16 protein-coding genes are annotated in these 13,688 nt (G+C 67.2%); 5 read left to right on the top strand and 11 right to left on the bottom strand.

Annotated features, from left to right (window positions below; all coding sequences use genetic code 11):
* Positions 1–4 precede the first annotated feature (4 nt).
* The 3 genes from TEF_20230 (at position 5) to TEF_20220 (ending at position 3,768) form a co-directional block, all read left to right on the top strand.
* A complete protein-coding gene (locus TEF_20230; protein ANK82868.1) occupies positions 5–1,798 on the top strand; it encodes a succinate dehydrogenase flavoprotein subunit in 1,794 nt (597 codons plus the stop codon).
* A 27-nt stretch (positions 1,799–1,825) separates the two neighbouring features.
* Positions 1,826–2,614, top strand: coding sequence for a succinate dehydrogenase iron-sulfur subunit (locus TEF_20225; protein ANK82867.1), 789 nt, complete (start codon positions 1,826–1,828; stop codon positions 2,612–2,614).
* 77 nt (positions 2,615–2,691) lie between these two features.
* On the top strand, positions 2,692–3,768 hold the full coding sequence (locus TEF_20220) for a 2-nitropropane dioxygenase (GenBank protein ANK82866.1): 1,077 nt from the start codon (positions 2,692–2,694) through the stop codon (positions 3,766–3,768).
* Here TEF_20220 and TEF_20215 read toward each other — a convergent pair.
* The 6 genes from TEF_20215 to TEF_20190 form a co-directional block, all read right to left on the bottom strand.
* On the bottom strand, positions 3,761–4,129 hold the full coding sequence (locus TEF_20215) for a hypothetical protein (GenBank protein ANK82865.1): 369 nt from the start codon (positions 4,127–4,129) through the stop codon (positions 3,761–3,763). The two genes, TEF_20220 and TEF_20215, sit on opposite strands and share 8 nt — an antisense overlap.
* 109 nt (positions 4,130–4,238) lie before the next feature.
* Positions 4,239–4,520, bottom strand: coding sequence for a hypothetical protein (locus TEF_20210; GenBank protein ID ANK82864.1), 282 nt, complete (start codon positions 4,518–4,520; stop codon positions 4,239–4,241).
* A gap of 175 nt (positions 4,521–4,695) precedes the next feature.
* Complete coding sequence (locus TEF_20205) at positions 4,696–5,304, bottom strand: hypothetical protein (GenBank protein ID ANK82863.1); 609 nt, start codon at positions 5,302–5,304, stop codon at positions 4,696–4,698.
* 66 nt (positions 5,305–5,370) lie between these two features.
* Positions 5,371–6,411, bottom strand: coding sequence for a rod shape-determining protein (locus tag TEF_20200; protein ID ANK82862.1), 1,041 nt, complete (start codon positions 6,409–6,411; stop codon positions 5,371–5,373).
* A 162-nt stretch (positions 6,412–6,573) separates the two neighbouring features.
* A complete protein-coding gene (locus TEF_20195) occupies positions 6,574–7,194 on the bottom strand; it encodes a hypothetical protein (protein ID ANK82861.1) in 621 nt (206 codons plus the stop codon).
* Between the two features lie 63 nt (positions 7,195–7,257).
* The gene (locus TEF_20190) at positions 7,258–7,884 is read right to left on the bottom strand and encodes a GTP cyclohydrolase I FolE (GenBank protein ANK83629.1); all 627 of its coding nucleotides are present in this window, start codon (positions 7,882–7,884) and stop codon (positions 7,258–7,260) included.
* Positions 7,885–8,090: 206 nt separating this feature from the next.
* Between TEF_20190 and TEF_20185 the strand changes: the two genes are divergently transcribed.
* Both TEF_20185 and TEF_20180 read left to right on the top strand, forming a co-directional pair.
* On the top strand, positions 8,091–9,458 hold the full coding sequence (locus tag TEF_20185; GenBank protein ANK82860.1) for a cysteine--tRNA ligase: 1,368 nt from the start codon (positions 8,091–8,093) through the stop codon (positions 9,456–9,458).
* A gap of 31 nt (positions 9,459–9,489) precedes the next feature.
* The gene (locus TEF_20180; protein ANK82859.1) at positions 9,490–9,792 is read left to right on the top strand and encodes an addiction module antidote protein, HigA family; all 303 of its coding nucleotides are present in this window, start codon (positions 9,490–9,492) and stop codon (positions 9,790–9,792) included.
* Here the strand turns inward: TEF_20180 and TEF_20175 are convergent.
* From TEF_20175 to TEF_20155, 5 genes are all read right to left on the bottom strand, one after another.
* Positions 9,789–10,700 carry a methyltetrahydrofolate--corrinoid methyltransferase gene (locus tag TEF_20175; protein ANK82858.1) on the bottom strand — a complete coding sequence of 304 codons (912 nt, stop codon included), beginning with the start codon at positions 10,698–10,700 and terminating at the stop codon, positions 9,789–9,791. The genes TEF_20180 and TEF_20175 overlap by 4 nt on opposite strands.
* The gene (locus TEF_20170) at positions 10,697–11,623 is read right to left on the bottom strand and encodes a methylenetetrahydrofolate reductase (GenBank protein ID ANK82857.1); all 927 of its coding nucleotides are present in this window, start codon (positions 11,621–11,623) and stop codon (positions 10,697–10,699) included. The genes TEF_20175 and TEF_20170 overlap by 4 nt, the downstream gene beginning before the upstream one ends.
* Positions 11,601–11,903, bottom strand: a complete 303-nt coding sequence (locus TEF_20165; GenBank protein ANK83628.1) for a hypothetical protein — start codon at positions 11,901–11,903, stop codon at positions 11,601–11,603. The genes TEF_20170 and TEF_20165 overlap by 23 nt, the downstream gene beginning before the upstream one ends.
* 290 nt (positions 11,904–12,193) lie before the next feature.
* The gene (locus TEF_20160; protein ANK82856.1) at positions 12,194–12,829 is read right to left on the bottom strand and encodes a hypothetical protein; all 636 of its coding nucleotides are present in this window, start codon (positions 12,827–12,829) and stop codon (positions 12,194–12,196) included.
* Between the two features lie 109 nt (positions 12,830–12,938).
* Positions 12,939–13,643, bottom strand: coding sequence for a 5-methyltetrahydrofolate--homocysteine methyltransferase (locus TEF_20155; GenBank protein ANK82855.1), 705 nt, complete (start codon positions 13,641–13,643; stop codon positions 12,939–12,941).
* Positions 13,644–13,688 lie beyond the last annotated feature (45 nt).

The raw sequence follows: 13,688 nt of genomic DNA, 5'->3' as shown, positions 1-13,688 counted from the left end.
CCCGATGTCCGAAGCCTATCCGTACACGGAGCACAAGTTCGACGTCGTGGTGGTGGGCGCCGGCGGCGCCGGCCTGCGCGCGGCCATGGGCTGCGCCGAAGCCGGTCTGAACACCGCCTGCGTCACCAAGGTGTTTCCGACCCGCTCCCACACCGTCGCCGCACAGGGCGGCATCTCCGCCTCTCTCGGCAACATGGGCCCCGACAACTGGCGCTGGCACATGTACGACACCGTCAAGGGTTCCGACTGGCTCGGCGACCAGGACGCGATCGAATACATGGTCCGCGACGCGGTCAACGCGGTGCTGGAGCTGGAGCATTTCGGCGTGCCCTTCAGCCGCACCGACGAGGGCAAGATCTACCAGCGCGCCTTCGGCGGCATGACGACCAATTTCGGCGAGGGCCCGGCGGCGCAGCGCACCTGCGCGGCGGCGGACCGCACCGGCCACGCCATGCTGCACACCCTCTATGGTCAGTCGCTGAAGAACGACACGCATTTCTTCATCGAGTACTTCGCCATCGACCTGATCATGGACGATGACGGCGCCTGTCAGGGTGTGCTCGCCTGGAACCTGCAGGAGGGGACGCTGCACGTCTTCCGCGCGCAGATGACCATCCTGGCGACCGGCGGCTACGGCCGCGCCTATTTCTCGGCGACCTCGGCCCATACCTGCACCGGCGACGGCGGTGGCATGGTGCTGCGCGCGGGCCTGCCTTTGCAGGATCTCGAGTTCGTGCAGTTCCATCCCACCGGTATCTACGGGGCAGGCTGCCTCATCACCGAGGGCGTGCGCGGCGAGGGCGGTTATCTGGTGAATTCCGAGGGCGAGCGCTTCATGGAGCGCTATGCGCCATCGGCCAAGGATCTGGCCAGCCGCGACGTGGTGAGCCGCTCCATGACCATGGAGATCCGCGAGGGCCGCGGCGTGGGCAAGGACAAGGACCACATCTACCTGCACCTGGACCACCTGGATCCCGACATCATCGCCGAGCGCCTGCCGGGCATTTCCGAATCGGCCCGTATCTTCGCCGGCGTGGACGTCAACAAGGAGCCGATCCCGGTGCTGCCGACCGTGCACTACAACATGGGCGGCATCCAGACGAACTACCGCGGCGAGGTGCTGACGCTCCGCGACGGCGATCCCGACGCGGTGGTGCCCGGCCTGATGGCGGCGGGCGAAGCCGCCTGCGTTTCCGTCCACGGCGCCAACCGTCTGGGCTCCAATTCGCTGATCGATCTGGTGGTGTTCGGACGCGCCTGTTCCAACCGCTGCGCCGAAATCGTCGAGGCCGGGCGGAATCTTCCGGAGACCAACAAGGCCTCCGTCGACAAGGCGCTGGCGCGGCTCGACAAGGTCCGCAACGCCAGTGGCGGCACGCCGACCGCGGCGATCCGGGACCGGATGCAGCGCGTCATGCAGGACAACTGCGCGGTGTTCCGCACCTCCGAGGTGCTCTCCGAGGGCAAGCAGAAGATCGATGAGGTCTACCGCGAAATGCCCGACCTGAAGGTCACGGACCGTTCGATGGTCTGGAACTCGGACCTGGTCGAGAGCCTGGAGCTCGACAACCTGATCCGCCAGGCGGTGGTCACCATGCATTCGGCGGAGAACCGCAAGGAAAGCCGCGGGGCCCACGCCCACGAGGACTTCCCGGACCGCGACGACGCCAACTGGATGAAGCACACGCTGGCCTGGATCAACGAATCCGGTGAAGTGACCATCGACTACCGGCCGGTGCATACCTACACGCTGTCCAACGAGATCGAGTACATCGAGCCGAAAGCGCGCGTCTACTGACGCCGCGCAGCCCAAGAGGACGAAGCAATGGTTGAATTCAATCTGCCGGCGAACTCCCGCATCAAGTCCGGTAGTGGCAAGAGCTGGCCCAAGGCCGGCGACGGCGCCAATACCCGGAAATTCAAGATCTACCGCTACGATCCGGACTTGGGCGAGAATCCGCGCGTGGACACCTACGAGGTGGACATGGACGACTGCGGGCCGATGGTTCTCGATGCGCTGATCAAGATCAAGAACGAGGTCGATCCGACGCTGACCTTCCGCCGCTCCTGCCGCGAGGGCATCTGCGGCTCCTGCTCGATGAACATCGACGGCACCAACACGCTGGCCTGCACCAAGGGCGTCGACGAAGTGAAGGGCGACATCAAGATCTACCCGCTGCCCCATCTGGAAGTGGTGAAGGATCTGGTCGGCGACCTGACCCATATCTACGCCCAGTACGCCTCGATCGAGCCCTGGATGCAGACCAAGTCGCCGGCCCCGCCGGACCGGGAGCGCCTGCAGGCGCGCGAGGACCGCTCCAAGATCGACGGCCTTTATGAATGCATCCTGTGCTTCTGCTGTCAGACCTCCTGCCCCAGCTACTGGTGGAACGGCGAGCGCTACATGGGACCGGCGGTCCTGCTCCAGGCCTATCGCTGGGTCATCGACAGCCGCGACGAGGCGACGGGCGACCGGCTCGACAAGCTGGAGGATCCCTTCAAGCTCTATCGCTGCCACACCATCATGAACTGCGCGAAGACCTGCCCGAAGGGCCTGAACCCGGGCAAGGCGATCGCCGAGCTGAAGAAGATGATGGTCGAGCGCAAGCTCTGATCCATCGCGCCGCTTGAGCTTATCGAGGGCCGCGCCCGATCCGGGGCAGCGGCCCTCTTTGCTTTCCGGAGGACGTCATGACCCGGTTTGACACCCGACTGACCGACCTGCTGGGGATCGAACTGCCGCTGATCCAGGCCCCGATGGCGGGCGCCAACGGCGCCGACATGGCCGCCGCGGTCTCCGCCGCCGGGGGGCTGGGTTCGCTGCCCTGCGCCATGCTGGACGGCGACAGGATGCGCGCGGAGGCGGGTGTGATCCGGCAGCGTACCGACCGGCCGTTCAACATGAACTTCTTCTGCCATGCGCCCCGCCCGCCGGACCCGGCGGCCCAGGACCGCTGGCGCCGGCGGCTTGCGGCCTATTACGAGGAGCATGGACTGGATCCGGGCCGGACGGCCGCCGCGCCGCTGCGCGAGCCCTTCGACGACCGGGCCTGCGAGGTCGTCGAGGAGGTCCGTCCCGGTGTGGTCAGCTTCCATTTCGGTCTGCCTTCGGGGGATCTGCTGGAGCGGGTCCGGGCCGCCGGCGCGAAGATCATCGCTTCGGCGACGACCGTGGCGGAAGCGCGCTGGCTCGAGGCGCGGGGCTGCGACGCCATCATTGCCCAGGGCTGTGAGGCCGGCGGCCATCGCGGGATATTTCTGGGCGACGACATAACCAGCCAGGCCGGTACGATGGCCCTGGTGCCCCAGATTGCGGATGCGGTCGCGGCGCCGGTGATCGCCGCCGGCGGCATTGCCGACGGCCGCGGCGTGGCGGCGGCGCTGGTGCTGGGCGCGGCCGGGGTTCAGGTGGGCACGGCCTTCCTGTTCACGCCCGAGGCGACGATCTCCGATCTGCACCGCCGCGCCCTCGCGGAGGCCGTCGACGATTCGACGGCGCTGACCAATGTCTTTTCGGGGCGGCCGGCGCGCGGCATCGTCAACCGGGTAATGCGTGAGGTCGGCCCGATGGCCGCCGAGGCGCCGCCGTTTCCGACAGCGGGCGAGGCGCTGGCGCCGCTCAAGCAGGCGGCCGAGGCACAGGGGCGTGCGGACTTCTCGTCGCTCTGGTCGGGGCAGGCGGCCGGACTGGCGCGGCCGGCCGGTGCGGGCGAACTGACCCGCCGGCTGATCGCGGATGCTCTAGCGCGTCTCTCGGCGGTCAGTTGACCTTGCGGCGGCTCTGGTCGAGCAGCCAGGCCGTCAGCGCTGCGCCATGGGCCGCAGAGGCGAAGCGGATCGCCGAGCCGCCGCCGCGGTGGGCCAGGACCTCGCCCTCGACCCGGCGCAGCAGCATGCCGACGCTGATGTAGATGCGGTCGCCGACCTGGGCGGGCAGGGGCGGCTCCACGAACACGCCGCCATTGGAGATGTCGATGGTGCGGCAGCGGCTGATCGTGCCGTCCGCCGTCTCGATCTCGATTTCGACGGAAACCTCGAAGCGCTCATGCTGCCGGCGAAGCTGCGGCGGCGGCGCAAACAGCATGTTGAACTGACGTACGCGGCGCGCGAGATCGGACATCATGCCCATGGTGGGAATCACCCTTGTTACTCTGACCGGCGCATGATGGATCGGCGGGGCTTAAGGCCCGGTTAAGGCTGAGTGGTATCGGGCGATTACGCCGTCGACGGCAGTCGCCTCAGGCGCCGCCGCCATGGGCGCGCTCGACCATCCAGTGGGCCAGTGACCGGCCTTCTTCCCCTGCCAGGAAGGCGAGGCCCGTGCCCTCCGGACGCTGACCGACGATCCGCGCCGTCACGACTTGCGCGCCCTGCCCCGGGTCGACCCTGACCCGCCGGCCGCGGTCGCCGGCCAGGTTCGGCGTGACCAGCATGCCGCCCTCGGAGACATTGCGGGCGATGCAGGCGCCATTGGCGCAGTCGTTCTCGCCGGTGACGCGCACGGGCAGGTTGATTGTCACTCTTTGTGACGCTCGCCGGTCCTGTGACGCAATTTGTTTGCGTCCCAGGCCCAGAAGTCTTGCGATGTGTTCGATTCCCCTCATGGGCAACGGCAATCGCAAGCGCGATGCCACTCACACGGGTGCCCGTCCGCGGGCGGTCAGTCCCGTGGCGGGTGCCGCGGTCCCCTGGGACTCAGGCCCGCGCTGTCGGGCGGGAGGTCACGCGCTGCCACCAGGCGGAGAGATTCTCCAGTTCGTCGGGCACGCGGATGCCGACGGCCTTGCCCAGCAGGATGCCGCATTGGAGCGAGATATCGGCGACCGTGTAGCTGTCCGTCGCCAGGTACTCGCGGCCTTCCATGTGGGCGTCGAATATCCGGAAACGGTCGAAGACCTTCGCCTTGCAGGCTTCGCCCCAGGCGGGTATCTGCTCGAGGCGGTCCTTCCAGAACTCGTGGGTGTTCTGGAAGCACTGGGCCGTCGGAATGGCGACCTCCAGCTCGGCGCGGCGGTTCCACATCTCGACCTGCGCCTTTTCCAGCGCGTCGCGGCCGAACATCGGCGGATCCGGGTTCAGTTCCTCGAAATAGCGGCAGATGGCCATCGACTCGGTCAGGATCGTGCCGTCATCGAGCACCAGCGCCGGCATCTTTCCCAGCGGGTTGATCTTCAGGTAGTCCGGCGCCTCGTTCTCGTGGCTCATCATGTCGACCGCCTGCATCGGCACCTCCAGGCCCTTCTCGGCCAGATAGATGCGCACCCGCCGCGGATTGGAGCCGGCGTTCAGATCGTAGAGCTTCATGGAAATCTCCCCTCGCTGTCCCGTCGCCGGGCAAGATAGTGCGTCGACGGTCCTGTCGAATCCCGCTCAGTCGGTGTTGAGCAGCACGCGCTTGAGCGTCTTGATCTCCTCGAGCGCGCGGCCGGTGCCCATGGCGACGCAGCTCAGCGGTTCGTCGGCGATGGATACGGGCAGGCCGGTGGCGTGACGCAGGACATAGTCCAGATTGCCCAGCAGCGCCCCGCCGCCGGTCAGCACGATGCCTTTGTCGACGATATCGGCGGCGAGTTCCGGCGCCGTGTGCTCCAGCGCGACCTTGCAGGCCTCGATGATGGCGCCGACCGGCTCGGCCAGGCTTTCGGCGATCTGGCGCTGGCTGATCACCAGTTCCTTCGGTACGCCGTTCATCAGGTCGCGGCCCTTGATTTCCAGCGTCATGCCGTCGCCCTCGTCGGGCGGGCAGGCAGAGCCGATCTCCTTCTTCACCTGCTCGGCGGAGCTTTCGCCCACCAGCAGGTTATGGTTGCGGCGGATATAGGCGATGATCGCCTCGTCCATCTTGTCGCCGCCGACGCGGACGGAGCGGGAATAGACGATGCCGCCCAGCGAGAGTACGGCGACCTCGGTGGTGCCGCCGCCGATGTCGACGACCATGGAGCCCGTGGGTTCCGTGACCGGCAGGTTGGCGCCGATCGCGGCGGCCATCGGCTCCTCGATCAGGAAGACCTGGCGCGCGCCGGCGCTTTCGGCCGATTCCATGATCGCGCGGCGCTCGACCTCCGTGGAGCCCGAGGGCACGCAGATGATGACCCGGGGGCTGGCGAAGCTGCGCCGGTTGTGCACCTTGCGGATGAAGTGCTTGATCATGTCCTCGGCGACGTCGAAGTCCGCGATGACGCCGTCACGCAGCGGGCGGATCGCCTCGATGTTGCCGGGCGTGCGCCCGAGCATCAGCTTGGCCTCGTCGCCGACCGCCAGAACGTGTTTCTTGCCCCGGTGATTGGTAATCGCCACCACCGACGGCTCGTTGAGGACGATGCCGCGGCCCTTGACGTAGACCAGCGTATTGGCCGTCCCGAGATCGATTGCCATGTCGGCGGACAGCCAGCCTAGAAGCCTGGAAAACATTGAACGTGAACGGACCCCTGATTTCAAACGCCCGGACGGAAATAACGCGGTTGTCGATGTCCGGAGGTGCGCCGTTGGTTGTGGCGCAAGAATCGCCATGGCGCAACAGCTTCGTTGGCGGGAAGCGCCGCTGCATTCGCCATCGCGGCGCAGCGGAAGGGCTCAGCAGTCCTCCACCTTGACGCGGTGTTCGTGCACGGTATCGCCGCTGCGCGACAGATCCGCGAACAGTGCGTCCAGCAGCGGTCCGATCAGATGGTCCATGTCGCCGCAGCGTCCCTCTGTCCGGGCGCGGCCCCGGTAGACGGTCTCGGGCGGTGCGGCCCCCGAACCGGCGCGGTAGATGCTCACCTCGACATGGGCCGGATAGACGGTCTCCTCGTAGGTCTCGGTGCGGTAGCCGTACAGAACGTCCTCGTAGAAGGTCACGAACTGGCCGTTGACGCGCTCGATCCGCTCTTCCGTACGGTATTCGGGAACCTCGAACTCGACGATCTCCGTGCGCGGCTCGCCGACATCATGGTCCAGCGTTGCGAACAGCGTTGCCTCGGTGCGTGGCGCGAGGCGGTAGCCCGCGGCGCGGAGCCTGCTTTCCAGTTGGGCACTGTAGTCCTTCGACGTCCCGTCCGCGTTTTCCGACGGGACGACGGCCACGCTTTCCACGGCCGACGGTGCGGGCGCTGCAGCGTTCGAGCCGGTCACCGTGACCTGCTGAGAAGGCGTGCACGCCGCCGCCAGGGCCATGAGGCCCGTGGCGGCCAGATGTCGTGCGAAGAGTCCCATAGGACCTATATGGGAACGCCCTTACCCTGCGTCACGCATTTTCGCGATCACGATTGCGGGGCCTCAGACGCCGCGGCAGAGGTCCAGGAAACGCCGCTCCATGTCCCGGTCTTCCCGGAAGATGCCGGTGAAGCGGGTGGTGATGCAGGAAACGCCGGGCTTCTTGACGCCGCGCGTGGTCATGCACTGATGGGCGGCGTCGATCAGGATGGCGACGCCCCTGGGCTGCAGCACCTTTTCCAGCGTCGCGGCGACCTGCGCAGTCATGGTCTCCTGCGTCTGCAGCCGCTTGGCGTAGATGTCGATCACGCGGGCCAGCTTGGAGATGCCGACGACGCGGCCTGCCGGGAAATAGGCGACATGCGCCTTGCCGATGATCGGCACCATGTGATGCTCGCAATGGGTTTCCAGGCGGACGTCGCGCAGCATGACGATGTCGTCATAGCCCTCGACCTCCTCGAAGGTGCGGCCCAGCACCTCTTCCGGATCCTCGTCATAGCCGGCGAAGAATTCCTCATAGGCGCGGACGACGCGTCCGGGCGTGTCGCGCAGACCCTCGCGGTCCGGCGTGTCTCCGGCCCATTCTATCAGGGTCCGCACCGCGGCCTCGGCCTCCTCCCGGCTCGGACGGCTCTTGCCGGTGGCCGGGTCGTACTCGCGGCCCCGGGTATCTTCTCGGGGTCCGTTCACCAAAACGTCCATCGCGTCGCGGCTCCTTGTCTCAACTCGCGCGCAGCGTTCTACGCAACCTGCCATCGGCCGGTTCATTTGACCTTATGCGCCTAGATTAATCAAATGGCGCACCCGCGCCGGCGTGACAACCACGGGCTTCCCCGCCCTTGAATGCGCCGTCATTCCAACTACAACGGCCCTTCACCTGACGGAGGACGCCGTAAATGACGCTGCAGATATACAACACGCTGACCCGAAGGAAAGAGGCGTTCCAGCCCGCCGATCCGGAACGGGTAACGGTGTATGTCTGCGGACCCACCGTCTACAACCATCCGCATATCGGCAATGCACGGCCTGCAGTGGTCTTCGACGTGCTGCACCGCCTGCTGAAGCGGCTCTATCCGGGCGTTGTCTTCGCCAGCAACATCACCGACGTCGAGGACAAGATCATCGATGCCGCGCGCCGCGAAGGCGTGCCGATCGAGACCATCACGCGGCGCTATGCCGACGCCTATCGCGACGACGTGCGGGCGCTGGGGGTTCTGGATCCCGATGTCGTGCCGCGCGTGACCGAGACGATCCCGGAGATCGTCGACATGATCGCGCGCCTGGTCGAGGGCGGCCACGCCTACGAGGCCGAGGGCCACGTGCTGTTCAACGTGACGGCCTTCGCCGACTACGGCGCGCTGTCCAACCGCAGCCGTGACGAGATGGTCGCCGGCGCCCGCGTCGAGGTGGCGCCCTACAAGAAGGATCCGGCGGATTTCGTGCTGTGGAAGCCCTCCGACGATACTCAGCCGGGCTGGGACAGTCCCTGGGGCCGGGGGCGGCCGGGCTGGCACATCGAATGCTCGGCGATGATCGAGAAGCATCTGGGCCGCACCATCGACATACACGCCGGCGGGCAGGACCTGATCTTCCCCCACCACGAGAACGAAATGGCGCAGTCGACCTGCGCCCACGGCGGAGAGGTCTTCGCGCGCTACTGGATGCACAACGGCATGCTGCGCATCGAGGGCCAGAAGATGTCGAAGTCGGTGGGCAATGTGCTGCTGATCCACGACCTTCTGTCCCGGGAGCCGGCGGAGGCGGTGCGTCTGCTGCTGTTGTCCGGCCACTACCGCCATCCGCTGGACTTCTCCCAGGCCGGGCTGGACCAGGCGCGAAAGAATCTGGACCGGATCTACGGCCTGTTGCGCGGCGTGCGCGAGGCCGACCCCGACAGCGGCGACCCGGACGTCGCCGCGGTGCTCGCGGCGCTGATGGACGACCTCAACACGCCGAAGGCGCTGGCCGAGATCTTCCGTATCGCGCGCGCCGTCGAGCAGGGCGAAACGGGGGCGGAAGTCCTGCGCGACGCCTGCTGGCTGCTCGGCATCGGCCAGCAATCGGCGGAGGCCTGGCGTCGGTCCACGGCAAGCGCCGCGCCGCAGGTCGACCCGGCCGTGGTCGAGAGCCTCATCGCCGAGCGCCAGGCTGCGCGGAAGGCGAAGGACTTCGCCCGCGCCGACGCGATCCGCGATGAACTGACCGGCATGGGCGTGGTTCTCGAGGACGGACCCGAAGGCACGACCTGGCGGATGGCGGGATAGCCGCTGTCGACGTCGACCTGGAGGACGATCATTGATTGCGCATCATTCGATCAGGCCGGTGCATCCGGGCGAAGTCCTGCGGGAGGACGTGCTGCCGGTCGTGAAGCTGAGCAAGGCCGGCGTCGCGCGCGCCCTCGGGATTTCGCGCCAGCATCTCTATGACATCCTGAACGAACGCCAGCCCGTCACAGCGGAAATGGCAGTCCGGTTCGGCAAGCTGCTGGGCAACGGCCCGCGGCTGTGGATCAGTCTCCAACGCAATTACGATCTGGCCATGGCGGAGGCGCGGGTCGACGTCTCCGGCATACCGACGCTGGAAGGTGAGACCGATTAGGCCGCGCGGCGGCGCCGGCGTTCGCCGCGGGCGCGGCGGCCTTCCGTCTCCGAGGGCACCGCGTTCGGGTCGCGGTTCGCCTTCAGCCAGGTGCGGCAGTCCGGATCGTGGCCCATCAGCACATTGGCCGCCCGCACGGCGTTCATGTCCTCGTCATGCAGCGGATTCATGATCGCCGAGGTCATGCCGGCGGCGATCGCCATGGACAGGAAGTGGCCGTTCATCACCCGCCGGTTGGGCAGGCCGAAGCTGATGTTGGAGGCGCCGCAGGTGGTGTTCACCTTCAACTCCTCGCGCAGGCGGCGGACCAGGGTGAAGACCTGCCGGCCGGCGTCGTTCATGGCGCCGACGGGCATCACCAGCGGGTCGACGACCACGTCCTCGTGGCTGATGCCGTGATCGGCGGCGCGCTCGACGATCTTCTTCGCCACGGCGAAACGCACATCCGGGTCGGTGGAGATGCCGCTCTCGTCGTTGGAGATCGCCACCACGGCCGCGCCGTGCTTCTTCACCAGGGGCAGCACCAGTTCCAGGTTCTCGTCTTCGCCGGTCACCGAGTTGACCAGCGCCTTGCCGCGATAGACGGCGAGCCCGGCTTCCAGCGCCGCGATGATCGAGGAATCGATCGACAGCGGCAGATCGGTGAGCGACTGCACGAGCTCGATCGTCTCGGCCAGAATGCGCGGCTCGTCGGCCAACGGGATGCCGGCGTTGACGTCCAGCATGGTGGCGCCGGCGGCGACCTGGGCCAGCGCGTCGGTCTGGACGCGGCTGTAGTCGCCGACCTTCATCTCGGCGGCCAGCAGCTTGCGGCCGGTCGGATTGATCCGCTCCCCGATCACGCAGAAGGGCTGGTCGAAACCGATGACGATCTCGCGGGTGGCCGAGGAGAGAACGGTGCGCGTCATTTGCGGGCCTCAAGCTGGATGGGTTGCGTGTCGGCGAAGGCTTCGATGCCGTTGACCCAGGAGCCGCGCTCGAAGAGCCACTGGGAGGATTTCTTCAGGCCGCCGAAGGGGAAGACATGCATCTGCCGGATCGGTCCGGCGGGATCGGCGGCCCAGTAGTTTTCGAGCGGCTGCACCACCGATTCCGGCGAATGGCCGGTAGCCAGCGCGGTGACGGCCCCGGCGCGCTTCTTCAGGAAGCCCAGGGATTCGCCCACGCCGCAGGCGGCAGCGTATTTCAGCAAGGTCGCGATCTTTGCCGGGCCGGAGACGCCGATGTGGATGGGCAGCCGGTTGCCTGCGGCAGAGACGCGCTCCGCCCAGGCGATGAAGCGCCGGGCGTCGAAGCCGAACTGGGTGACCAGATAGAGCTCGGCGTCGGTCTCGGCGGCGAACGCGTTCTTCTCCCGGAGCGCGGCGTCCAGCGCCTCGGGCGCGATGTCGGGGCTGCCCTCCGGGTGGCCGGCGACGCCGATACGGGTGAAGCCGAGGCGGTCGAACCAGCCGCTCCGCAGCAGTTCGATCGAGGCGGCGATCGGACCGGCCTGCCGTTCCGGGCTGCCGGCGACCGCCAGAGCCTCGGTCACGCCGGCCTCCCCGGCCAGCGCCCTGACCCGCGCCTCGAAGGCCGCCCAGGACGGGAAGCGCCGCGCCGCCAGGTGCGGCACCGCGACATAGCCGTAGTCCTGCAGCAACCGCGCCGCGCGGATCAGGCGGGCGCTGTCGTCGGTGCCGAGATCGGTCAGGTAGACGCGGGTGTTGACCGGGAAAAGACCGGCGAGGTCCACCTTGTCGAGCACCTGTGTCGGTGTCGCCTCGATGGAAGCGCCGATGCGCGGGCTGCCGCCCAGCCGGAACATCTCAGTCATGGGCCTTGCCTCCATTGGCGACGAGTTCGTGTATGCGATCGGGGGTGTAGAGTGCTTCGAGCGCGGCTGCGGCCTCGGCCGCCAGCGTCTCGGGATCGCCCTCGACGGACTCGGGCGCGCCGCGGCGCCATTCCGCCAGATAGGCGTCCTGGTCCTTTGCGCCGAGCTTCATCGCGGTGCGGTCGATGGCCTTGATGAATCGTTCGGGCAGCTCGACGGCCGCGCGCTGGCGGCCCGCCTTGACGATGACCTGGGCGGGGATGTCCCGCCAGTAGACGATGACTTTCTGTGCCATCTTTCCGTCCTCTTGCCCTGAGACCGAATATGATGATTCGAAGGGACGGAATGTGGTTCCGACGCGACCAGAACGAGTCGCTCTTGCGATAAAAGCGACATCGTCGTGTCCTGGTAACCTGTTGATAATAAAGATATGTCGCGCCGGAGACGGCGCATGTCGCATTTGGGTCACGACCGGGAGGTCGCGATCGGACGCACTGACGCGCAGCGGATCGCGGACGCGGTCCCGCGTCGCGGCGGGGCGGACAGGGGTCGGGAAGGCCGGGCGGTGTGTCTTCCGGCGCGCCGTCAGACGTTGCGGTCGATGAACGCCTGCAGGTCGCCCAGGCCGGTCTCGCGGCGCTCGAAGGCGAGGCCGAGCCGGTCGGCGGCGGCGCGGGCCTGCGCCGTCAGTTCCGGATCGTCGGTCTGCGCCAGGTAGACCAGTTTCTCGTAGTTGCCGAAATACTGGTCACGGAGTTCGGGATGCCGGTCCAGGCCCAGCGGCTTGATCACCAGGGTCTCGAACTGCCGGGTCAGGAAGTCGGTCAGGTAGAAGGCCGTGTACTCTTCCTCGGCCAGCGCCTCGAAGGCGGCATTGCCGGAATAGAAGGCGTAGCAGTGGGGGCCGGGAATGCGCTCGACCCCCAGTTCCTCACAGACCTTGTCCAGCCGTCCGCCGGTGCCGCAATCGGCGTAGCCGACAAGGACGTCGCCATAGGTCTCGCGCGCCTGCAGCACCGCCTCGCGCACGGCCCCAGGGATCCTGTCGGGCGTGTTGTGCAGGGTCGCGGGCAGGCATTTCAGCGCCAGATGGCCGAGTCCGCCCCGGCCGATCATGCCGCCGATCTCCCGCGCCAGCGCGCCGCAAGCAATGATGAGGGTTCTTTCCTGGGCGGCGTCGCTGAGATCCGCGCGCAACCGTCCCGATGCCGTGTCAGGCATGTCTCACTCCCATGAACGCAACAATACCGGTCGAAAGGGGGTATGGGCACCATACCACCCTGGCCGGCCGAAGTCACATGACCCGGCGCGGCCGCGCCGGGGGGTATCGCTATCCGGCGGCGGCCTGATTGTGCCGCCGGGCGATAAGGTCCTTGGCCGTCTCCACCGCCACCGCCGCGTCGCGGCAATAGGCGTCGGCGCCGATCGCCTCGGCGAATTCCTCGTTCAGCGGCGCGCCGCCGACGAGGACGATGTAGTCGTCGCGGATCGATTTCTCGCTCAGCGTGTCGATCACCACCTTCATGTAGGGCATGGTGGTCGTCAGCAGGGCCGACATGCCGAGGATGTCCGGCTTGTGCTCCTCCAGCGCCTCCAGGTAGTTCTCGACCGGGTTGTTGATGCCGATGTCGATGACCTCGAAGCCCGCGCCCTCCAGCATCATGCCGACAAGATTCTTGCCGATGTCGTGGATGTCGCCCTTGACGGTGCCGATGACGACCTTGCCCATCTTCGGCGCGCCGGTCTCCACCAGCAGCGGCCGCAGGATCGTCATGCCCGCCTTCATGGCGTTGGCCGACAGCAGCACTTCCGGCACGAACAGGATGCCGTCGCGGAAGTCGATGCCGACGATGCGCATGCCCTCGACCAGGGCCCGGGTGAGGACGTCGTAAGGCGTCCAGCCGCGCTCCAGCAGGATGCGGACGCCTTCCTCGATTTCCTCCTTCAGGCCGTCATAGAGGTCGTCCATCATCTGCTGGACGAGGTCGTCGTCCTCCAGTTCCGAAAGGACAATGTCTTCGTCGTCGTCGGCCATGATTTCATCCCCCGGATCGGTCGGATACGCGAACGGGCAGGCGTC

This window comes from Rhizobiales bacterium NRL2 (genome assembly GCA_001664005.1).
Taxonomy (GTDB): domain Bacteria; phylum Pseudomonadota; class Alphaproteobacteria; order Minwuiales; family Minwuiaceae; genus Minwuia.
Note: the sequence above shows the minus strand (reverse complement) of the source record. Positions and strands in the feature narration are given on the sequence as shown.